Annotated in this window: 23 protein-coding genes and 1 pseudogene; 6 read left to right on the forward strand and 18 right to left on the reverse strand. The window is 60.1% G+C overall.

Annotated features, from left to right (window positions below; translation table 11 throughout):
* Positions 1-177 precede the first annotated feature (177 nt).
* The 3 genes from IB245_RS04815 (at position 178) to IB245_RS04825 (ending at position 2,790) form a co-directional block, all read left to right on the forward strand.
* Positions 178-975, forward strand: coding sequence for a transporter substrate-binding domain-containing protein (locus IB245_RS04815; protein ID WP_008025244.1), 798 nt, complete (start codon positions 178-180; stop codon positions 973-975).
* Between the two features lie 128 nt (positions 976-1,103).
* Positions 1,104-2,063: an amino acid ABC transporter permease gene (locus tag IB245_RS04820; RefSeq protein WP_008025242.1), complete on the forward strand. Its 960-nt coding sequence runs from the start codon at positions 1,104-1,106 to the stop codon at positions 2,061-2,063.
* Positions 2,056-2,790, forward strand: a complete 735-nt coding sequence (locus tag IB245_RS04825) for an amino acid ABC transporter ATP-binding protein (RefSeq protein ID WP_008025241.1) — start codon at positions 2,056-2,058, stop codon at positions 2,788-2,790. Before IB245_RS04820 ends, IB245_RS04825 begins: the two co-directional genes overlap by 8 nt.
* A gap of 86 nt (positions 2,791-2,876) precedes the next feature.
* On the opposite strand, the gene IB245_RS29300 is transcribed toward IB245_RS04825, so the two are convergent.
* From IB245_RS29300 to ubiE, 11 genes and pseudogenes are all read right to left on the reverse strand, one after another.
* A complete protein-coding gene (locus IB245_RS29300) occupies positions 2,877-3,749 on the reverse strand; it encodes a methyl-accepting chemotaxis protein (RefSeq protein WP_412548038.1) in 873 nt (290 codons plus the stop codon).
* Positions 3,735-4,793, reverse strand: a pseudogene (locus IB245_RS29305) (methyl-accepting chemotaxis protein); the annotation flags it as partial. The pseudogene IB245_RS29305 and the gene IB245_RS29300, both read right to left, overlap by 15 nt.
* Positions 4,794-4,873: 80 nt before the next feature.
* A complete protein-coding gene (locus IB245_RS04835; protein ID WP_192226843.1) occupies positions 4,874-5,581 on the reverse strand; it encodes a 16S rRNA (uracil(1498)-N(3))-methyltransferase in 708 nt (235 codons plus the stop codon).
* The gene (tatC, locus tag IB245_RS04840; RefSeq protein WP_008025235.1) at positions 5,578-6,372 is read right to left on the reverse strand and encodes a twin-arginine translocase subunit TatC; all 795 of its coding nucleotides are present in this window, start codon (positions 6,370-6,372) and stop codon (positions 5,578-5,580) included. Before tatC ends, IB245_RS04835 begins: the two co-directional genes overlap by 4 nt.
* A complete protein-coding gene (gene tatB, locus IB245_RS04845) occupies positions 6,369-6,830 on the reverse strand; it encodes a Sec-independent protein translocase protein TatB (protein WP_192226844.1) in 462 nt (153 codons plus the stop codon). Before tatB ends, tatC begins: the two co-directional genes overlap by 4 nt.
* Positions 6,831-6,840: 10 nt before the next feature.
* Entirely contained in the window at positions 6,841-7,113 is a 273-nt protein-coding gene (locus IB245_RS04850; RefSeq protein WP_192226845.1) for a twin-arginine translocase TatA/TatE family subunit, read from the reverse strand.
* 25 nt (positions 7,114-7,138) lie between these two features.
* Positions 7,139-7,471, reverse strand: coding sequence for a phosphoribosyl-ATP diphosphatase (locus tag IB245_RS04855; RefSeq protein WP_008025232.1), 333 nt, complete (start codon positions 7,469-7,471; stop codon positions 7,139-7,141).
* Positions 7,464-7,865, reverse strand: coding sequence for a phosphoribosyl-AMP cyclohydrolase (gene hisI / locus IB245_RS04860; RefSeq protein ID WP_008041892.1), 402 nt, complete (start codon positions 7,863-7,865; stop codon positions 7,464-7,466). Before hisI ends, IB245_RS04855 begins: the two co-directional genes overlap by 8 nt.
* Positions 7,866-7,945: 80 nt before the next feature.
* Positions 7,946-9,550 (reverse strand): ubiquinone biosynthesis regulatory protein kinase UbiB, encoded by a 1,605-nt coding sequence (gene ubiB, locus IB245_RS04865; protein ID WP_008041890.1) that lies wholly within the window; start codon positions 9,548-9,550, stop codon positions 7,946-7,948.
* Positions 9,547-10,170: an SCP2 domain-containing protein gene (locus IB245_RS04870; RefSeq protein WP_008025228.1), complete on the reverse strand. Its 624-nt coding sequence runs from the start codon at positions 10,168-10,170 to the stop codon at positions 9,547-9,549. The genes ubiB and IB245_RS04870 overlap by 4 nt, the downstream gene beginning before the upstream one ends.
* Positions 10,170-10,940 carry a bifunctional demethylmenaquinone methyltransferase/2-methoxy-6-polyprenyl-1,4-benzoquinol methylase UbiE gene (gene ubiE / locus IB245_RS04875; protein ID WP_007948968.1) on the reverse strand — a complete coding sequence of 257 codons (771 nt, stop codon included), beginning with the start codon at positions 10,938-10,940 and terminating at the stop codon, positions 10,170-10,172. Before ubiE ends, IB245_RS04870 begins: the two co-directional genes overlap by 1 nt.
* A 155-nt stretch (positions 10,941-11,095) precedes the next feature.
* Here ubiE and IB245_RS04880 point away from each other — a divergent pair, with 155 nt between their 5' ends.
* The 3 genes from IB245_RS04880 (at position 11,096) to IB245_RS04890 (ending at position 12,901) form a co-directional block, all read left to right on the forward strand.
* Complete coding sequence (locus IB245_RS04880; RefSeq protein WP_192226846.1) at positions 11,096-11,371, forward strand: polyhydroxyalkanoic acid system family protein; 276 nt, start codon at positions 11,096-11,098, stop codon at positions 11,369-11,371.
* 248 nt (positions 11,372-11,619) lie between these two features.
* Positions 11,620-12,042 carry a phasin family protein gene (locus tag IB245_RS04885; protein WP_008025226.1) on the forward strand — a complete coding sequence of 141 codons (423 nt, stop codon included), beginning with the start codon at positions 11,620-11,622 and terminating at the stop codon, positions 12,040-12,042.
* A 10-nt stretch (positions 12,043-12,052) separates the two neighbouring features.
* On the forward strand, positions 12,053-12,901 hold the full coding sequence (locus IB245_RS04890; RefSeq protein ID WP_192226847.1) for a phasin family protein: 849 nt from the start codon (positions 12,053-12,055) through the stop codon (positions 12,899-12,901).
* 192 nt (positions 12,902-13,093) lie between these two features.
* Here the strand turns inward: IB245_RS04890 and IB245_RS04895 are convergent, their stop codons facing one another.
* The 7 genes from IB245_RS04895 to hslV all read right to left on the reverse strand — a co-directional run bounded on the left by IB245_RS04895 (position 13,094) and on the right by hslV (position 21,017).
* Positions 13,094-13,714 (reverse strand): TetR/AcrR family transcriptional regulator, encoded by a 621-nt coding sequence (locus IB245_RS04895; RefSeq protein ID WP_008041885.1) that lies wholly within the window; start codon positions 13,712-13,714, stop codon positions 13,094-13,096.
* Positions 13,715-13,863: 149 nt separating this feature from the next.
* Entirely contained in the window at positions 13,864-15,546 is a 1,683-nt protein-coding gene (gene phaC / locus IB245_RS04900) for a class II poly(R)-hydroxyalkanoic acid synthase (protein ID WP_192226848.1), read from the reverse strand.
* Positions 15,547-15,660: 114 nt separating this feature from the next.
* On the reverse strand, positions 15,661-16,515 hold the full coding sequence (phaZ, locus tag IB245_RS04905) for a poly(3-hydroxyalkanoate) depolymerase (RefSeq protein WP_008041882.1): 855 nt from the start codon (positions 16,513-16,515) through the stop codon (positions 15,661-15,663).
* 144 nt (positions 16,516-16,659) lie between these two features.
* Positions 16,660-18,339 carry a class II poly(R)-hydroxyalkanoic acid synthase gene (phaC, locus tag IB245_RS04910; protein ID WP_192226849.1) on the reverse strand — a complete coding sequence of 560 codons (1,680 nt, stop codon included), beginning with the start codon at positions 18,337-18,339 and terminating at the stop codon, positions 16,660-16,662.
* Positions 18,340-18,597: 258 nt separating this feature from the next.
* Entirely contained in the window at positions 18,598-18,975 is a 378-nt protein-coding gene (locus IB245_RS04915; protein ID WP_085988409.1) for a gamma-butyrobetaine hydroxylase-like domain-containing protein, read from the reverse strand.
* A gap of 110 nt (positions 18,976-19,085) precedes the next feature.
* Positions 19,086-20,423 carry an ATP-dependent protease ATPase subunit HslU gene (hslU, locus tag IB245_RS04920; RefSeq protein ID WP_008025214.1) on the reverse strand — a complete coding sequence of 446 codons (1,338 nt, stop codon included), beginning with the start codon at positions 20,421-20,423 and terminating at the stop codon, positions 19,086-19,088.
* A 54-nt stretch (positions 20,424-20,477) separates the two neighbouring features.
* Positions 20,478-21,017, reverse strand: a complete 540-nt coding sequence (hslV, locus tag IB245_RS04925) for an ATP-dependent protease subunit HslV (protein ID WP_008025213.1) — start codon at positions 21,015-21,017, stop codon at positions 20,478-20,480.
* Positions 21,018-21,075 lie beyond the last annotated feature (58 nt).

The following is a 21,075-nucleotide window of genomic DNA, read 5'->3' on the forward strand; positions in this document are numbered from 1 at the left end:
CGCGAAAGCGGGGTTTTTTTTGCCTCATCGTTCCCAAACACTTGTGCAAACGAGCGAGTACGTTAGCATCCGTCCCCGAATTGGTGCGCCCGGATAATTTTTGTCCGTATCGATGCGTTTCCTGAGGGGAGCCGCCGTTTGCGCGCCTCATAACGCACTGGTTTTGGGGACATGAAGATGAAGAAGTATCTCTCGATGCTGCTGGTCGGCGTCACGGCATTGGTTGCAGTCAGCGCGGCGCAGGCCGGTGCCATCGATGACGCGGTCAAGCGCGGCACGCTGAAAGTCGGCATGGACCCGACCTACATGCCGTTCGAAATGACCAACAAGCGCGGCGAGATCATCGGCTTCGAAGTCGACATCCTCAAAGCCATGACCAAGGCCATGGGCGTCAAGCTGGAGCTGGTGTCCACCGGCTACGACGGCATTATCCCGGCCCTGCTCACCGACAAGTTCGACATGATCGGCAGCGGCATGACCCTGACCCAGGAACGCAACCTGCGCCTGAACTTCAGCGAACCGTTCATCGTGGTCGGCCAGACGCTGCTGATTCGCAAAGAGCTGGAAGGCACCATCAAGTCCTACAAAGACCTGAACACCGCCGACTACCGCATTACCTCCAAGCTCGGCACCACCGGCGAGATGGTCGCCAAGAAGCTGATCTCCAAAGCCAAGTACCACGGCTACGACAATGAGCAGGAAGCAGTGCTCGACGTGGTCAACGGCAAGGCCGACGCCTTTATCTATGACGCGCCTTACAACGTCGTGGCGGTGAACAAGGTCGGCAACGGCAAACTGGTGTTCCTCGACAAGCCGTTCACCTACGAGCCGCTGGCCTTTGGTCTGAAGAAGGGTGACTACGACAGCATCAACTTCATCAACAACTTCCTGCACCAGATCCACGAAGACGGCACCTACGATCGCATCCATGACAAGTGGTTCAAAGACACCGCTTGGTTGAAGGATATGGAATAAGGCCCGGTCAGATAGACCGCGTCGCTCCCATTCGCGGGCAAGCCTCGCTCCTACAGGATATGACTTTGTAGGAGCGAGGCTTGCCCGCGAAGGCGGCCTCCCTGGCGACATAGAATCCGGAACCTGCAATGAAACAGAAAAAAGCCCAATGGCCCTGGCACGTGTTGACCGTGCTGGTGCTGATCGGCCTGGCCGGCGCGTTGTATTACGCCACCTCGCTGATGTCCTACGAATGGCGCTGGAACCGCGTCCCGCAGTACTTCGCCTACCACGCCGAAGAATCCCAGCGCGCCGCCGACATCTCCACCGTCAGCGAACTGGTGCGCAAAGGCGACAAGGCTGAAGTCACGTTGCGCAACGACGCGGGTGACGAGCAACGCGTGACCGTCGACGACAACAGCCTGCAAGTCGCCCAAGGCGATGATGTGGCCGAAGGCGACGTGATCGGCGTGACTCGCCATTGGGCCGCCGGACCGCTGATGTGGGGCCTCTGGACCACCTTGTGGTTGTCCGTGGTGTCTGGCGTGCTCGGTCTGCTGATCGGCCTCGCCACGGGCTTGTGCCGTCTCTCGAATAATCCGACCCTGCGCGACCTCTCGACGATTTACGTCGAACTGGTGCGCGGTACGCCGCTGCTGGTGCAGATTTTCATTTTCTACTTCTTCATCGGCACCGTGATGAACCTGTCCCGGGAGTTCGCCGGGATCGCCGCACTGTCGCTGTTCACCGGCGCCTACGTGGCGGAAATCATCCGCTCCGGCGTGCAATCCATCGCCCGTGGCCAGAACGAAGCTGCGCGTTCCCTGGGCTTGAGCGCGGGTCAGTCGATGCGCCACGTGGTGCTGCCGCAAGCGTTCAAGCGCGTGCTGCCGCCGCTCGCCGGGCAGTTCATCAGCCTGGTCAAGGACACCTCGCTGGTGTCGGTGATTGCGATTACCGAGCTGTTGAAAAGCGGTCGCGAAGTCATCACCACCTCGTTTTCGCCATTCGAAATCCTGTTCTGCGTGGCTGGCCTGTATTTGTTGATCAACCTGCCGCTGTCGAAAATCGCCAGCCGGCTTGAGCGGAGGCTCGCGCAAAGTGATTGAAGTCCGCGATCTGGTAAAAGTCTTCGACACCCGTGGCCACGTGGTGCGCGCGGTGGATAACGTCTCCACCCAGGTGGCGAAGGGCGAAGTATTGGTGGTGATCGGTCCGTCCGGCTCCGGCAAGTCGACCTTCCTGCGCTGTCTCAACGGCCTGGAAGAGTTTGATTCGGGCTCGGTGAGCATCGACGGCCTGCAACTGGCCGATCCAAAAACCGACGTGAATGCCTACCGCCGCGAAGTCGGCATGGTGTTCCAGCATTTCAACCTGTTCCCGCACATGACCGTGCTGGAAAACCTCTGCCTCGCCCAGAAAGTCGTGCGCAAACGCGGCAAGAAGGAGCGTGAAGCCAAGGCTTTGGCATTGCTGGAAAAGGTTGGCATTGCGCAGAAGGCCAACGAGTTTCCGTCACGCCTGTCCGGCGGTCAGCAGCAGCGCGTGGCGATTGCACGGGCGCTGGCCATGGAGCCGAAGGTCATGCTGTTCGATGAACCGACCTCGGCGCTCGATCCGGAAATGGTCGGCGAAGTGCTGGATGTGATGAAAACCCTGGCCGTAGAAGGCATGACCATGGTCTGCGTGACCCACGAAATGGGCTTTGCGCGGGAAGTGGCGGATCGGGTGCTGTTTTTCGATCACGGCAAATTGCTGGAAGACGCCTCGCCGGCCGAGTTCTTCGATGCGCCGAAGGATCCGCGGGCGCAGGCCTTCCTTCGTCAGGTCCTCTGACGCCTTCGCGGGCAAGCCTCGCTCCTACAGGGATCTGCGATTAACTGTAGGAGCGAGGCTTGCCCGCGAAGGGGGGCGACTCGGTTTTAAACCCTGAACTTGCCCACCAGCATCTGCAAATGCGTCCCCAACCGCGCCAGCTCAACGCTGGACGCCGCGGTTTCTTCACTGGCTGCCGAGGTCTGCTCGGACACATCGCGCACGTTCAGCACGCTGCGGTTGATCTCTTCCGCCACCGCGCTTTGCTGTTCGGCAGCGGCGGCAATCTGTTGGTTCATCGACTGAATCGCCGACACGGTGCGGGTGATGCTTTCCAGCGAGCCACCGGCGCGGCGGGTCAGTTCGACGCTGCTGTCGGTCAGGGTGCGGCTGTTGTCCATGATGGTCGCGACTTGCTGGGTGCCGCTCTGCAGGCCGACGATCAGCTCTTCGATTTCTTCGGTGGACTTCTGGGTGCGCTGCGCGAGGCTGCGGACTTCGTCGGCGACCACCGCAAAACCACGTCCGGCTTCACCGGCGCGAGCGGCTTCAATGGCGGCGTTGAGCGCCAGCAGGTTGGTTTGCTGAGCCACGGATTTGATCACGTCGAGCACACTGCCGATCTTGTCGCTTTCGCGTTTGAGATGACCCATGGCGTCGGTGGAGTTGCCGACTTCCTTGGCCAGGCGTTCGATTTGAGCGATGGCTTCGCCGACCACCTTGTCGCCTTCGCGGGCCTGCTGATCGGCGGCGAGCGCGGCTTCGGAGGCTTCTTCGGCGTTACGTGCAACTTCCTGCACCGTGGCGGTCATTTCGTTCATCGCGGTCGCCACCTGGTCGGTCTCGACCTTCTGGCTGTTGACGCCGGCGCTGGTCTGCTCGGTGACTGCGGACAGTTCTTCAGCGGCGCTGGCGATTTGCGTGACGCCATCGCTGATGCCGCCGATCAATTCGCGCAGGCCCAGGGTCATGCTTTGCATCGCCCGCTGGAGCTGACCGAGTTCGTCCTGACGCTCGGAAACGAGGTTCTGGGTCAGGTCGCCGGCGGCGATGCGCTCGGCCACTTTCAGTGTTTGGCCCAGCGGAACGACGATCTGCCGGGTAATGGCCCATGCCGCGAACAGGCCGAAGACCAGCGCCAGGGCGGTGGCCAGCAACAGCATGTTCTTGGCGTGTGCGGCGTCAGTGTCGCGGATGATGGTTTGCGAGGCAGTTAGCTTTTTGCTGACGTCGAACAGGATGTCGCCTTGAGCGGCCATGCGTTTCAACGCGGCGGCGCTGGCGACCTGGGAGTCACGGAACTGGCTGACGGCGGCGCGGTAGGCTTTGAGTGAATCGCTGGCCTGTTGCAGGTTGGCGATGTGCTGTTCCGGCAATCTGGACGGCAGGCTTTCGAGGTTTTTCAACGCATTGTCGATGGCGTCCAGCGCCGGTTGTTCGGCTTCGGTCTTGCCGCTGTAGGTATAGCCGCGCACCTGGAAGCGAGCTTGCTGGATCAGTTTGCTCAGGTCGATAACGCTGTTGAAATCGGCGACGCTGTCGCCTTGCAGCAAGGATTTCTCGACTTCACCCACGCGCGCCACGGCGTTATCGGCCGTGGCGCCGAGTTTGCTGCGAGCATCTTCGCGGTTGGCGCCGGCCTGGGTCATGGCGGCGAAGGCTTGTTTGTACTCGCTGACTGCGGCCAGTTGCTGATCGACCATGGCTGCGTCGGCAGGTTGCTCGATCAGTGTGCGGGCGGTTTTCAAACCGGTGTCGAGTTGGCCGAGCAGGTCGTTGACGGCGCCAGGGCCTTGTTCGCCACGGCGCATTTCGTAGTCCAGGCGGGCCAGGCGCAGGTCTTTGGTCAGTTCATTGAGGCTGGCAATAAACCCGAGCTTGTCGCCGCGATTTACCACGTCACTCAGGCCGGTCCAGCCCGTGACGGTGATCAACAATGTCAGCAGCAGCACCAGACCGAAGCCGACACCCAGTTTGCGATTGACGCTGACGTTCCCCAGTTTCTCGGCTAGCCATCGGTACATGCTGCAACTCCCACGGACCACAAGTTGGTTTTATGGGAACTGTATCGGCAGGCGGTCAGGATTCTGTAGGAGCGTAATGGCTAGAAGAGGCGGGCGAGCAGCGCGGTGACGGCGGTCTCGACGCGCAGGATGCGCTCGCCGAGCTGCACCGGTTGCAGGCCGGACTTGGCCAGCAGGTCGATTTCGTAGGGGATCCAGCCGCCTTCCGGGCCGATGGCCAACGTGACCTGCTCGTCGAGGCCGCGGGGGCAGGGCGGGTAGTTGCCCGGATGGCCGACCAGGCCAAGGGTGCCTTCGGCAATCGCTGGCAGTCGATCTTCGACAAACGGCTTGAAGCGCTTCTCGATGACAATTTCAGGCAACACGCTGTCCCGAGCCTGTTCGAGGCCGAGGATCAGTTGTTCGCGAATCGCTTCCGGTTCCAGGAACGGGGTCTGCCAGAAGCTTTTCTCGACGCGATAGCTGTTCACCAGCACGATCCGTGGCACACCCATGGCCGCCACGGTCTGAAACACCCGGCGCAGCATTTTGGGACGTGGCAGGGCCAGCACCAGGGTCAGCGGCAGCTTGGCCGGTGGCGGTTGGTCGAGGGTGACGCGCAGTTCGGCTTCATCGGCGTCCAGGCGCAGCACTTCGGCCGAGCCCATCAGGCCGCCGATACGCCCGACACGCATGCTGTCGCCCACTTCACAGCGGTGGACTTCCTGCATGTGCGTCAACCGCCGATCACGCAGGATCACCCGGTCGGCCGCAATGAAATCGGCCTCTTCGAGGAGCAGCAGGTTCACGCTTGGGTCGCTGGCGGCTGGTCGTTGTGATCGTCAACCGGTTGGTCGTCCGGATGGTCGCCGCGCTTGCTGATCAAGCCGCCGAACAGGATGCCGATTTCAAACAGCAGCCACATCGGTACGGCCAGCAGCGTCTGCGAGAAGATGTCCGGTGGCGTCAGGATCATGCCGACTACGAAGCAGCCGATGATCACGTACGGGCGGATTTTCTTCAGGTATTTGACGTCGACCACGCCGATCCACACCAGCAGCACCACGGCCACCGGAATCTCGAACGCCACGCCGAAGGCGAAGAACAGCGTCATGACGAAGTCGAGGTAGCTGCTGATGTCGGTCATCATTTCCACGCCGGCCGGGGTGGCGGCGGCGAAGAATTTGAAGATCAGCGGGAATACCAGGTAATAGGCGAATGCCATGCCGGCGTAGAACAGCATGATGCTCGATACCAGCAACGGCACAGCGATGCGTTTTTCATGCTTGTACAGGCCCGGCGCAATGAAACCCCAGATCTGATGCAGGATCACCGGGATCGCCAGGAACAGCGACACCATCATGGTCAGCTTCAGTGGCGTCAGGAAAGGCGACGACACGTCGGTGGCGATCATCGTCGCGCCCACTGGCAGATACTGGCGCAGCGGCGTGGAGACGAAGGTGTAGATCTGCTGGGTGAACGCAAACAGCCCGGCGAAGATGATGAAGATCGCCGCTACACAGCGCAGCAGACGGGTACGCAACTCGGTGAGGTGCGAAACCAGCGGCATGTGCTGGTCGTTTTCTGGGAGATCGCTCATGAGGCTCGCGGCGGCAAAGTGGTGTCGTGAGGAGCCGGCGTTGTCGGCGCGGCGGCAGGAGCAACGGGTTCTGCATGCGCCACGACCGGCGCCGCTTCAACCGCTTCCACCGCTTTCACGGTTTCCGTCGGCGCAGCAGCAGGCGCGGATTCTGTCGTCGATGCATGGATCGTCTGCTCCGCCACCGGCTGAACCGGAGTGGCTTCCTGCTGGGTCGGCGTGAAAATCTTCCGCGCCTCCTGTTCCAGCGACAGAATGTGCTCGTTGTGCAGTTGCCGACGAATCTCGTCGGCACCGATTTCACGCTCAACTTCCTGTTTGATCGCATTGAAGCTGCGCTTCAGGCGACCGACCCACAGGCCGGCGGTGCGCGCAGCACCCGGCAGACGCTCGGGGCCCAGCACCAGCAGGGCCACGAGGCCGACGAGCAGCAGTTCAGAGAAGCTGATACCAAACATTAGTCAGTGCTCACACGTCTTTGCGGATCGGCTCTTCGACTTTTTGCGCCTGCACGTCGATGGTGTGCGGCTGGTTCACGGACTGGGTGGTCTGTGGCTGAGCAGGCGGAACCGGTTGGGCCGCTGCCGGATCGGCCGGTTTTTCGTCGTCGTTCATGGCTTTCTTGAAGCCCTTGATCGATTCGCCGACGTCAGTGCCGAGGTTTTTCAGTTTCTTGGTGCCGAACACCAGCACGACAACAACCAGGATGACGATCCAGTGTTTCCAGTCAAAAATGCCCATGTTGCTGCTCCTCTCTAATAGTTGTTCAGGCGGACGGGCGCGAGGCTTTCTCTGCGTGTCCGGACAGACCGAAACGACGGTCCAGTTCATCGAGTACAGCCTGTGGATGCTGCCCCAGTTGGGCGAGCATGACCATGCTGTGGAACCACAAATCGGCGGTCTCGTAGATCACATCGCTGCAGTCGCCGCTGATGGCGGCATCCTTGGCGGCGATGATGGTTTCGACCGACTCTTCGCCGACTTTTTCCAGAATCTTGTTCAAGCCCTTGTGGTACAGGCTGGCGACGTACGAGCTGTCGGCGGCGGCGCCTTTGCGCGCTTCCAGTACCTCGGCCAGTCGGGTCAGAGTGTCACTCATGTGTGTGTCCTGCGGAATAGATGGCGTGCGGGTCTTTGAGAACCGGGTCGACGGTTTTCCAGTCGCCGTTCTCGAAGACGCGATAGAAGCAGCTCTGCCGACCGGTATGGCAGGCGATGTCGCCGATCTGCTCGACCATCAGGATGATCACGTCGGCGTCGCAGTCCAGGCGCATCTCATGCAGGGTCTGCACGTGGCCGGACTCTTCGCCCTTGCGCCACAACTTGCCACGGGAACGTGACCAGTAGATGGCGCGGTTTTCGACAGCGGTCAGTTCCAGCGCTTCGCGGTTCATCCAGGCCATCATCAGGACGCGCCCGGTCTTGTGATCCTGGGCGATTGCCGGCACCAGGCCGTCGGCGTCCCACTTGATCTCGTCCAGCCAGTTTTTCATCTTCGACTCCGACAGCGGGCTCCGCACTACATGAGCAGAGTCCAACGTTCAAACAGTGTGCCAGTGGATCACACAACTGGCTATCGGCGAACGACCAGATACAAGCCGACGGCCATCATGATTCCTGCCGGCCAGTAGGCCAGTTCGTTCAACGGCCCGCCCATGGCCAGTATTGCGCCGCCGGCCAGGTGCGCGGTGCCGAGCAGGCGCAGGAACCAGTCGTCCCGGCGTCGATGCCACGATGGCGGCGGGTCGTAAGCGTGGGGCTGCGACATGCGTTCGAGCAGATCGCGCGCCATGTTGGCCAGGTGCGGCAGTTGTTCGAACTGGTTCTGCACGTTGCCGAGCAAGGCTTTGGGGCTGACGCGCTCGCGCATCCAGCGTTCGAGGAACGGCTGGGCGGTGTTCCACAGATCGAGGTCCGGGTACAGCTGACGGCCCAGGCCTTCGATGTTCAACAGGGTTTTTTGCAGCAAAACGAGTTGTGGCTGCACTTCCATGTTGAAGCGTCGAGCGGTCTGGAACAGGCGCATCAGCACCTGACCGAAGGAAATATCTTTTAACGGTTTTTCGAAGATCGGCTCGCAAACGGTACGGATCGCCGCTTCGAATTCGTTGAGTTTGGTTTCCGCCGGTACCCAGCCCGAGTCGATGTGCAGTTGCGCCACACGCCGGTAATCGCGCTTGAAGAACGCGAACAGGTTGCGCGCCAGATAATCCTGGTCTTCGGGGGTCAGGCTGCCGACGATGCCGCAGTCGATCGCAATGTACTGCGGGCTCCACGGGTTGACGGTGCTGACGAAGATGTTGCCGGGGTGCATGTCGGCGTGGAAGAAACTGTCGCGGAACACCTGGGTGAAAAAGATCTCGACGCCGCGCTCGGCGAGCATTTTCATGTCGGTGCGCTGGTCGGCCAGGGTCGCGAGGTCGGTGACCTGAATGCCGTAGATGCGCTCCATCACCAGCACTTTCGGCCGGCACCAGTCCCAATAGACTTGTGGCACGTACAGCAGCGGCGAACCGTCGAAATTACGCTTCAACTGGCTGGCGTTGGCCGCCTCGCGCAACAGGTCGAGTTCGTCGTAGATGGTTTTTTCATAGTCGCTGACCACGTCCACCGGGTGCAGCAGACGCGCGTCGGCGGAGAGTTTTTCCGCTGCGCGGGCGAGGATGAACAACCACGCCAGGTCTTGCGCGATGATCGGTTTCAGGCCGGGGCGGATGACTTTGACGACGACTTCTTCACCGGTTTTCAACTGCGCGGCATGCACCTGCGCCACCGAAGCCGAGGCCAGCGGTTCGACGTCGAAACGGCTGAACACTTCACTGATCTTTTTGCCGAGCTGTTCTTCGATCAACTTGACCGACACTTGCGAATCGAACGGCGGCACGCGGTCCTGCAGCTTCATCAGCTCATCGGCGATGTCTTCTGGCAGCAGGTCGCGGCGGGTGGACAGGATCTGCCCGAACTTGATGAAGATCGGCCCCAGGTCCTGCAGTGCCAGGCGCAATCGCGCGCCACGGCTCAGGTCCAGCGGCTTGCGCGGGAACCAGCGCCACGGCAAGGCGTAGCGCAGCGCCAGCAGAAACCACGGCAGCGGCAGGGCAAACAGCAGGTCATCGAGGCGGTAGCGAATCACAACGCGCTGGATGCGCAACAAACGGCGGACGGCAAGCAGCTTCATGCGTTATCGCTTGGGTCGAGGGATCGGGAAAGGCGCTCGAAACGCGCCTCGAGACGTTCCAGATCGAGTTTGATCTGGTCCAGTTCACTGAATCGGGCTTCGGCTTCGCGCTGACCGACGAGGGTGCGCGATTCTTCGGCCAGGTATTCGCCCAGGTTCTGACCCAGGCTGGCAAATCCTTGCTGATACCAGCGTGCGCGACTGCGCAGGTGACCGCCGACCAGTTGCGTGGCCACAGGTCCCAGCCAGCGCGAAAGTTCGTATTCCCAGTCCAGCTCCAGGTCCTGGAGGATCGCGGCCAGTTCCAGCAGCACGCCGCTGTCGCCGTCGAGTTCGACTTCAGGGGCATGCAAAACCGAGGTCTTGTCTTTGCTCATCGCCAGTTTCAACAGGCTGGAAGCCGGTGCACGCAAGGTGCAGTCGGCGCCGGTTTCCCAGTGGGTCGCCAGCATCAAGCCTTCGTCGCTGGGCAGGATGAACAGTTGCAGTGCCGGGCTGCGGCAATCGACGGCAATCACCCGGCCGCTCAAATGCGCCAGCCGCGGCAGCGCCGTGCTGTCGAGACGCAGCACCCGGTTCAGGCCGAGTTCAATGCTGGCGAGCAGACCGGCCAGCAACATCAGGGTTTGATGCCACGGTGCAGGGCCACGATGCCTGCGGTCATGTTGTGGTAAGTCACGCGGTCGAAACCGGCCTCGACCATCATCGACTTCAGTGTTTCCTGGTTCGGGTGCATGCGGATCGATTCGGCCAGGTAGCGATAGCTTTCCGAGTCGTTGGTGATCAGCTTGCCCATCAGCGGCATGAAGGCGAACGAGTAGGCGTCGTAGGCTTTGGACATCAGCGCGTTGGTCGGCTTGGAGAATTCCAGCACCAGCAAACGGCCGCCCGGCTTGAGTACGCGCAGCATCGAGCGCAGTGCGTCTTCTTTATGCGTCACGTTGCGCAGGCCGAATGCGATGGTCACGCAGTCGAAATGGTTGTCCGGGAACGGCAGCTTTTCAGCGTCGGCCTGAACGAATTCGACGTTGCCGGCCACACCCAGGTCCAGCAGGCGGTCACGACCGACCTTGAGCATGGATTCGTTGATGTCGGCCAACACCACCTGGCCGGTCGGCCCCACGAGGTGCGAGAATTTTTTGGTCAGGTCGCCGGTGCCGCCGGCAATGTCCAGCACGCGGTTGCCGGTGCGAACGCCCGACAGCTCGATCGCAAAACGCTTCCACAAACGGTGCATGCCGCCCGACAGGAGGTCGTTCATCAAGTCGTACTTGGCGGCTACCGAGTGGAAAACCTCAGCGACTTTTTCCGCTTTTTGGCTTTCCGGAACGTTTTTGAAACCGAAGTGCGTGGTGGGTTCGGCATCGCTGCCTTTGCGCTGATCAGTCATATCGCTGTCACCAGAAGAGAATGCGGGACATTCTAATCCCGGTGGCCTGCTTTGTCTTGGCAAGGCTGAAGGTAAGATGTAGAACCGCCGGGACGTTTTGCCGCAGGCGCGGTCAAGATGCTTCAGGAAAGTATTCATAAAGCAGGAGTCATTCGATGGCCCGTATTAGTGTTGAACGTGCCCACGGCCTGGGCAAGGAAGCGGCCCGCGAGAAGGCCGACCAGTTGGCGCAGAAACTGTCCGATCAATATGGCCTGGAGCCGCAGTGGTCCGGCGACACCCTGAACCTCAAGCGTTCCGGGGTGAAAGGCGCGGTGCATGTTGCTGAGGATTCGATTCGCGTTGATGTGGAATTGGGCCTGATGATGTCGGCCATGAGCGGCATGATCAAATCGGAAATCGAAAAGGCCCTCGATAAAGCCCTCGCGTAAATCCGATTGTTCCCTTGGAATACGATCATGTGGGAGCGGGCTTGCTCGCGAATGCAGCCTGTCAGTTAACTGAGATGTCGACTGGCACGACGCTTTCGCGAGCAAGCCCGCTCCCACATTTGTTTGTGGTGAATCCAAAGGTTTATGTCAGTTGTTAGGGTGCCGTTTCTAATTTTTCTCCCTACTTTGTGCATGAGCCCGACACTTTCGCGGGCAGTTCCTCAAACCTTCTGCGCGTGAGGTGCACCATGGCCAAAGTTATTTTGAAGAAAAAAATCGACGCTTCGACAACTGCTCTGAGCGACGTCAAATCCTATGCCCGCAAGATCTGGCTGGCAGGCCTGGGTGCCTACGCCAAGGTCGGCCAAGAGGGCAGCGATTACTTTCAAGAGTTGATCAAGGCTGGTCAAACTGTTGAAAAGAAAGGCAAAAAGGTAGTTGCCGAGAAACTTGAAGCAGCTAACGCCGAGATTGATGAAGCCAAGAGCGAAGTAAGCACTTTCAAAGGCAAGGTCGAAGTTCAACTCGACAAGGTCGAGAAGGCTTTTGACTCGCGTGTCGCAAGTACCTTGAATCGTATTGGCATTCCGTCTAAACATGACGTTGAGGCACTCTCTGCTAAGCTCGATGAGCTGACGGCATTGCTCGAACGCGTCGCGCGTAAATCTTAAGGAGAACGGGATGGCTGGTAAAAAGAACACCGAAAAAGAAGGCAGCTCGTGGATCGGGAAAGTCGAAGACTACTCCCGCAAAATCTGGCTTGCTGGTTTAGGCGTGTACTCGAAGATCGACACTGACGGCAGCAAGCTCTTCGATACATTGGTCAAAGACGGCGAGAAAGCCGAGAAGCTAACCAAGAGCGCTGTCGGCAAGAAAGTCGATGCCGCCAAGGACTCCGCTACCTCTGCCAAATCGCGCATCACTGGCGTGAAAGATCGTGCGCTGGGCAAGTGGGATGAGCTGGAAGGGGCTTTCGACAAGCGCCTGAACAGCGCCATTTCGCGCCTGGGTGTCCCGAGCCGCAACGAAGTGAAAGCGCTGCACAGCAAGGTCGATACCCTGACCAAGCAAATCGAAAAACTCACCGGTGCCAAGGTTGCGCCTGTTGCGGCGAAAACCGCAGCAGCCAAACCAGCGGCGAAAACCGCTGCCAAGCCACTGGCAAAAGCTGCCGCTAAACCGGCTGCAAAACCCGCCGCGAAAGCAGCGGCCAAGCCGGCTGCCAAAACGGCCGCAGCAAAACCTGCCGCAGCCAAGCCAGCAGCGAAGCCGGTTGCCGCCAAAGCCGCCGCTAAACCGGCTGCTAAACCTGCAGCAGCCAAGCCTGCGGCAAAACCTGCCGCCGCGAAAAAACCAGCAGTGAAAAAACCGGCAGCGCCGAAAGCTGCTGCTCCAAAACCAGCAGTGGCTGCCGCCAAACCGGCAACCCCGTCGACTCCGGTGAGCAGCTCGAACTCTGCTACCGCGCCGACCCCTGCTGTAACCCCGACTGCCGCGCCAGCTCCATCGACGCCAACCAGTCAGTCCTGATTTCAGGGCTCAAAAAAACGCCCGGCCTGCAAAGGTCGGGCGTTTTTGTTTGTGCACGGTTCAGCAAACACCACGGCCCCCTGTGGGAGCTAGCCTGCTAGCGATAGCGGTTCATCAGTCAACAACAATGTCGCCGGATAAATCGCTATCGCTAGCAGGCTAGCTCCCACAGGGGACCGTGGTATTCAGGTGTTATCCGTGTTCTTCGAGGTATTGGAGTGCCAGTTGCTCCGTCGCCACCTTGATCGGCGGCAGCAGATGCGGCGCCACTAGCATCATGATCTGATACACCACCAGCCTTACCTCTCCTTCGCGATCCAGAATCCGCTGGTAATCCAGCGAAAACAGCAGCGTCATGGTGATCTGTTCCACCAACTGCCCCAACGCCTGAGTGTCGCTGACCAAGTGCCCTTGAGCCTTCAATCGCGCCAGCAATGAAGCCAGTGTGCGCTTCAGCGCATTGAGCAGGTTGCGAATCCCCTTGGCCAGTTTCGGCAGGCGCCCGGCGAGGTTCGACAGGTCCTGAAAGAGAAACCGATAGTGCGACAGGCGCTCGACGATCAGGTGCAGGAACAGCCAGTAATCTTCCGGTGCCAATTCCACATCGGACGGTGGATCGAGCAGCGGCGCAAGCTCCGCCTGGAAGCGCTCGAACAGCCCGAGAATCAGCGGTTCCTTGCCGTGAAAGTGGTAGTAGAGGTTGCCCGGGCTGATGCCCATTTCGTTGGCAACTTCCATGGTGGAGACGTTCGGTTCGCCCTTCTGATTGAACAACTGCAGGGCACATTCGAGGATCCGGTCGCGGGTTTTCATCCAGTCTTCTTAATGTTCAAGTCCTGCCGCGCTCAAATCCTGTAGGAGCCGGCTTGCTGGCGATCGCATCACCGCGGTGGGTCGTGAACCGCGGTGATGCGATCGCCAGCAAACCGGCTCCTACGGAGGCGGCAGTGGTGTGTTGGGTGTCAGCGCACGCGCACGTAAGTACCGGGTGCCGCCTCCATGGGTGGATAGTTCTGGTTGCCGAGGGCCATGTGGGTTTCCTTTTGCGCGCCCGAACGCTCCTGAATCCAGCTCAGCCACTGCGTCCACCAGCTGCCATCGACTTGCTTGGCGTCGTAATACCAGGCCCGCGGATCGCTGCTCAGTTTCGTGCTTTCAATGAAGTTGGCTTTCGGGTTGGACGGCGGGTTGAGGATGCTCTGCACATGACCGCTGTTGGACAGCACGAAGCGTCGCTCGCCACCCAGCAGCAGCGTCGAGCGATACACCGCATCCCACGGCGTGATGTGGTCGTTGATGCCGGCCACGCTGAAGCTGTCGACGGTGACTTTCTGCAAGTCGATCGGCGTGCCGCACACTTCCAGGCCCCCCGGATGACTCAGCGGGTTGTGCTTGAAGAAGTCCAGCAGATCACCGTGAAAGGCGGCCGGCAGGCGTGTGTTGTCGTTGTTCCAGTAGAGGATGTCGAACGCCGGCGGCTCCTTGCCCAACAGGTAGTTGTTGACGAAGTAGCTCCAGATCAAATCGTTGGGGCGCATCCAGGCGAAGACCTTGGCCATGTCGCGACCGTCCAGCACGCCCTTCTGATAGGACCGACGCTTGGCCGCTTCCAGGGTCTGTTCGTCGGCGAACAGGGTCGCGGGGCTCTCCATCTGGCTGTCGAGCAGGCTCACCAGATAGGTTGCGCTGGATACACGGCGCAGTTGCCGCTTCGCCTGCAAATGACCTTGCAGCGCGGCAATGGTCAGCCCGCCGGCGCAGGCGCCCATCAGGTTGATTTCCCGGGCGCCGGTGATCGCCCGGCATACATTCATCGCTTCTTCGACGGCTTCGACGTAGGTCGAAAGGCCCCATTCGCGATGGCGCACATCGGGGTTGCGCCAGCTGATCATGAAGGTTTGCAGGCCGTTTTTCAGGGCGAACTGGACGAAGCTGTTGTTCGGGCTCAGGTCGAAAATGTAGTACTTGTTGATCTGTGGCGGCACCACCAGCAGAGGTTTGGAATACTGCTTTTCGCTCATCGGCTTGTACTGGATCAGTTCCAGCAGCTCATTGCGAAATACCACGGCGCCGGTGGTGGTCGCGACCGTCTTGCCGACCTCGAAGGCCTGCTTGGTCACTTGCCTGGGCAGGCCGTCGTTGTGCAGGAAGTCATCGACCAGGTGACTGATGCCACGCACCAGGCTGTTGCCGCCGGAGTTGAAGATTTCCTTGACCGCCAGCGGATTGAGCAGGGTGTTGGACGGTGACACCGCATCATTGAGCAAAGCGAACGCGAAGTGGGCGCGGGCGCGATCGTCCGGGTCCATGTTGCTCTCGTCGATCCAGCTTTTGACCTGTTTCTGCCAGCTCAGGTAGGCCTGCAAGCTGCGGCGATAAAACGGGTTGAGGCTCCATGCGGGGTCGGCAAAGCGATTGTCGTTGGGGTTGGTCGGGTGCAGGGTTTCGCCCAGCAACACGCGCCCCAGTTGACCGCCCAGCTTCAACGCATGGCGGGCGCTGTGCACGGGGTTGCGCAAACCATGGGCGGCAACGCTGCGCAGGGTCGAAAACAGATCCCGACCACGCAGGCCGGTAATCGCACTCTGTGCGTTGATGAACGCTGCGGGAGTCGGTAAAGATTCCCTCGCTGGCTTGTCGCGCATGACTCAACACTCCTTCGTCTTCAGGCCAAATACAAACACACCGAACCAGAACACCATAGACGCTGTAACGGGTTGTTGCGCGGCGCGGCGTCCTGCCGACCGACGATAAGTCGGTTAGCCGCCCGATGGGGCCGGATGCGGATGCATCACGGCGCGCTGCCGTTCTTCCTCGAGAAACTTCATGATGATCGGCGCCACGGCCTCGGCGCGGGTGATCAGGAACAGGTGCCCGTCATCGATGATGTGCAACTGGGCATTGGGAATCCGCCAGGCCAGCACGCGCATGTTGATCAACGGGATCAGCGGGTCATCGTCGCCGGCCAGCACCAGCGTCGGCTGGTGGATCTTGTGCAGCCAGTGAATGCTGGTCCAGCCGAGCCCGGCGAACAGCTGCCAGTAGTAACCGAGCTTGCCTGCCGAGCGCACCTTCGCCGCATGGCTGGCCGCCAGTGTCGGATCGCGACGGAACGAGCCGCCGTAGATCATTGGCGCAATGCGGATCACGTGCGATGGCTGGATGTAGCGCCGTGGGCTGGCCATCATCCACAGTACTTTTGGTTTGCCCGGCACCATCACCGCACCCGCCGCCGTCGCCGCCAGCACCAGTTTCTTGCAGCGCTCGGGGTAGTCGTAAGCAAACTGCTGGGCGAGGGCGCCACCCCATGACACACCGATCACGTTCACTTGCCCGTAATCGAGATAGTCGAGCATCCGCGCCGTGAGTTTGGCCAGGCCCGGAAAACGATACGGCCGGTTCGGCGTCGACGAACCGCCGACACCGGGCACGTCGAAAGCGATGACTTCGAGGTCCGGGTCCAATGCGGCGACAAACGGAAACACCAGCTCCAGGTTGGCGCCGATGCCGTTGAATATCAGCAAGGGCGTCAAGTGAGGCTTGCCGGGGCGTACTGCCGTGCGGAGGGTCTGGCCATCCAGGTCGACGGTACGAAAAATGAACGGTTGCGGCATGCTTCAAGCCCTGTGGGTTAATTATCCCGGTCCCCTGTAGGAGCGAAGCTTGCTCGCGAAGGCGTCAGATCAGTCGAAATCTACGTTGAATGAATGACCGCTTTCGCGAGCAAGCTTCGCTCCTACGGGGGGCGGGTGTGTCAGTTACCGCTCATGTACGTAAGTGCCCGGTGCTGCTTCACCTTCCGGATAAGCCTTGTTGCCCAGTTTTGTCGGGGCTTTTTTCAATTCGCCCGAACGCTCGGCCTGCCAGGCTTGCCAGTGCAGCCACCAGGAATCGGTGTGCTTGGTGGAGTTTTCCTGCCACTCCTCAGCCTTCAACGGCATCTCGGCGCTCGTCATGTAGCGCGATTTCGGGTTGCCCGGCGGGTTCAGAATGCTCTGGATATGCCCGCTGCTGGACAGTACGAATTCGACCTTGCCGCCGAACAGTTGCGCCGACTTGTAGCAGGACTTCCACGGCGTGATGTGGTCGTTGGTGCCGGCCAGGGAAAAGATGTCGGCCGTGACCTGCTTCAGGTCGATTGGCGTGCCGCACACTTCCAGTGCATCCGGGCGGATCAGCGGATTGTTTTTGAACATCTCGATCAGATCGCCGTGGAACGCGGCGGGCAACCGGGTGGTGTCGTTGTTCCAGAACAGAATGTCGAACACCGGCGGCTCGTTGCCGAGCAGGTAGTTGTTGACCCAGTAGTTCCAGATCAGATCGTTGGGGCGCATCCAGGCGAACACTTTCGCCATGTCGCGGCCTTCGAGTACGCCGGCCTGATAGGAATGGCGCTTGGCGGCTTCGAGGGTCTGTTCGTCGACGAACAGTGCGACGTCGCTGTCCAGGGTGGTGTCCAGCACGCTGACCAGCAGCGTCAGGGCGTTGACTTTTTTCTCGCCGATTGCGGCGTAGTGGCCCAGCAACGCGGTGCAGGTGATGCCGCCGGAGCAGGCGCCGAGCATGTTCACGTCTTTGCTGCCGGTGATTGCGGTGACCACATCAACCGCTTCCTTGAGCGCTTCGATGTAGGTCGACAGGCCCCATTCGCGCTGTTCCTTGGTCGGGTTGCGCCAGCTGACGATGAAGGTCTGCACATGATTGCGCAGGCAGAAACGCGCCAGGCTTTTGTCCGGGCTCAGGTCGAAAACGTAGAACTTGTTGATCTGTGGCGGCACCACCAGCAATGGACGCTCATGCACCTGCTCGGTGGTCGGCCGGTACTGGATCAGCTCCAGCACGTCGTTACGGAAAACCACCGCACCTTCGGTCACGCCCAGGCTCTTGCCGACTTCGAATGCGCCCATGTTGACCTGACTCGGCATGCCGCCGTTGTGCACCAGATCCTTGGCCAGGTGCGAGAGGCCGTCGAGCAGGCTCTTGCCACCGGTTTCGAAGAAGCGTTTGACCGCTGCCGGGTTGGCCGCCGTGTTGGTCGGGGCCATGGCTTCGGTCATGAGGTTGATCACGAAATGCCCGCGTGCCACATCCTTGGGCCCGAGGTTACTGTCGTCGATCCAGTCGTGGAGTTCCTTGCGCCACGCCAGGTAGGTTTGCAAATAACGTTTGTAGAGCGGGTTCTGGCTCCAGGCCGGATCGGCAAAGCGACGGTCATCGCTGGTCGGTAGCAGCTCGGATTTGCCGAACAGCACGTTCTTCAGTTCAAGACCGAAATGAGCGACATGCTTCGCACTGTGAATCGGTTGTTTAATGGCCTGCCTGAGCACCATTCGAGCAGAAGCCAGTAGATCCTTTCCACGCAGCCCAACGACAGGATTAAGCCCCAAGGTGTTTTCCGAGGCTTGATTCTTCAAGTCATCGTTATTCTTGTTACTCATCTACGACGCTCCATTGTCCTGAGACGAGTACCTGAGTCCAGCCGTGTAGTCACACAGCCAATGCCAGGTACTACTGCTCGGGTGACCGATAATTCTGCATCGCTGCTTTTTAGTTCAGAGAGCACTGCAGGTAACTTGCCAGCTCCATTGGTTACCCGAGTTTAATTTTTTTCGCAAGCAGGCTAATGACTGACCTCGCGGCCAAGCATTCAAACAGATGAAATTAGAAAATGCCTTCTAATGCGCAAGAGGCGCGGGTTAGAGCATCAGCTTGACGACAGATTCGTTAGGGTCGCGGGTCTTTCCGGCGGCTTTCAGTTCGGCAAGATAATCGTTCCAGAGATCCTCTTGGCGCACGCCCAACTGGTACAGATATTCCCAGGTGAACAGGCCGCTGTCGTGGCCGTCGTCGAAGGTCAATTTCAGTGCGTACTGACCGGCCGGTTCTACCTTGGTCAGGCCTACGCCGATCTTGCCAAATTGCAGGATAGGTTTGCCGTGGCCCTGGACCTCGGCGGAAGGAGAGTGCACGCGCAGGAACTCGGCGGGCAGGTGATGTTCCTCGCCGGACGCGTATTTCAGCGACAGGGTTTTCGAGGCTTTGTGCAGTTTGATGTCGGTGGGGATCATGACCAAAGTCCGTATTGAAGCGCGAGGTCTGAACCTCTGTAGGAGCCGGCTTGCTGGCGATGGCGATTTCAAGTACGCCATCGCCAGCAAGCCGGCTCCTACAGGAGGTCGCATACCTACAGGATATAACGGGACAGGTCTTCGTTCTGCGCCAATTCGCCGAGGTGGTTGTTGACGTAGTCGGCGTCGATCAGGATCACCTTGTCGTCGTGAGCGCTGGCCAGGTCGCCGGCGCTGAACGACACCTCTTCGAGCAGGCGCTCAAGCAGCGTGTGCAGGCGACGGGCACCGATGTTCTCGGTTTTCTCGTTGACCTGCCAGGCGATCTCGGCGATGCGCTTGATGCCATCCGGCTGGAACTCGATGGCCAGGCCTTCGGTTTTCAGCAGTGCGCAATATTGCTCGGTGAGCGAGGCGTGCGGTTCGCTGAGGATGCGTTCGAAGTCTTCCGGCGTCAGCGCCTTCAGCTCGACACGAATCGGCAGGCGGCCTTGCAGCTCAGGCACCAGATCGCTCGGCTTGCTCAAGTGGAACGCACCGGAAGCGATGAACAGGATGTGGTCGGTCTTGACCATGCCCAGTTTGGTGTTGACGGTGCAGCCTTCGATCAGCGGCAGCAAGTCGCGTTGCACGCCTTCACGGGACACGTCGACGCCACCGGAGTTACCGCGCTTGGCAACCTTGTCGATTTCGTCGATGAACACGATGCCGTGCTGCTCGACCGCTTCCAGCGCCTTGGCCTTCAACTCTTCATCGTTGACCAGGCGGCTGGCTTCTTCGTCGCGGACCAGTTTCAGCGCTTCCTTGACCTTGAGCTTGCGGCTCTTGCGTTTGCCCTTGCCCATATTGGCGAACAGGCTCTGCAACTGGTTGGTCATTTCTTCCATGCCCGGTGGCGCGGAGATATCGACACCGGACACTTCGGCGACTTCGATTTCGATCTCCTTGTCATCCAGCTGGCCTTCGCGCAGGCGCTTGCGGAACAGCTGGCGGGTGTTGGAGTCGGCCGACGGGGCGTCATCGTTGTTGAAGCCCATGCGCGCCGGTGGCAGCAGGGCGTCGAGGATGCGCTCTTCGGCGGCGTCTTCGGCGCGGTGGCGAACCTTGGTCATTTCCTGTTCGCGCAGCAGCTTGATGGCAGCATCGGCCAGGTCGCGAATGATCGACTCGACATCGCGGCCGACGTAGCCGACTTCGGTGAACTTGGTCGCTTCGACTTTGATGAACGGAGCGTTGGCCAGTTTGGCCAGGCGACGGGCGATCTCGGTTTTGCCGACACCGGTCGGACCGATCATCAGGATGTTCTTCGGCGTTACTTCAACGCGCAGCTCTTCCGGCAGTTGCATCCGGCGCCAGCGGTTACGCAGCGCGATGGCGACGGCGCGTTTGGCATCGTCCTGGCCGATGATATGGCGGTTGAGTTCGTGGACGATTTCACGGGGAGTCATGGACATAATATTTTGACGGACCTTAAACAAGATGAGTCGTGGCGTGGGGCCGAAACAGACTTACTCGTCGCCTTTGGCGCAGTCCTGCTCCTCAATGGTCTGGGTGTGGTTGGTGAATACACAGATGTCGCCGGCAATGCCGAGGGCGGTTTCGACGATTTCCCGGGCTGACAGGTCGGTTTTCTTCAGCAGCGCACTGGCGGCGGCCTGGGCGTAGGCGCCGCCGGAACCCATGGCGATCAGGCCTTGTTCAGGCTCAACAACGTCGCCGTTGCCGGTGATGATCAGGGACGCGTCTTTGTTGGCGACCGCGAGCATGGCTTCGAGGCGGCTGAGGGTGCGGTCGGTGCGCCATTCTTTGGCGAGTTCGACGGCGGCGCGAACCAGATGGCCCTGGTGTTTCTCCAGTTGACCTTCGAAGCGTTCGAAAAGGGTAAAGGCGTCAGCCGTGGCGCCAGCAAAACCGGCGAGGACTTCGCCGTGGTAGAGGCGACGAACTTTCTTCGCGTTGCCTTTCATCACGGTATTGCCGAGAGAAACCTGGCCGTCGCCGCCCATGACGACTTTGCCGTGGCGGCGAACTGAAACGATGGTGGTCAAGGGAGAGTCTCCACGCAGCGGGGCGAAAATGCCTTATGCCAACTCATATGGGGGTGGT

This window comes from Pseudomonas sp. PDM02 (assembly GCF_014852285.1).
GTDB classification, from domain to species: domain Bacteria; phylum Pseudomonadota; class Gammaproteobacteria; order Pseudomonadales; family Pseudomonadaceae; genus Aquipseudomonas; species Aquipseudomonas migulae.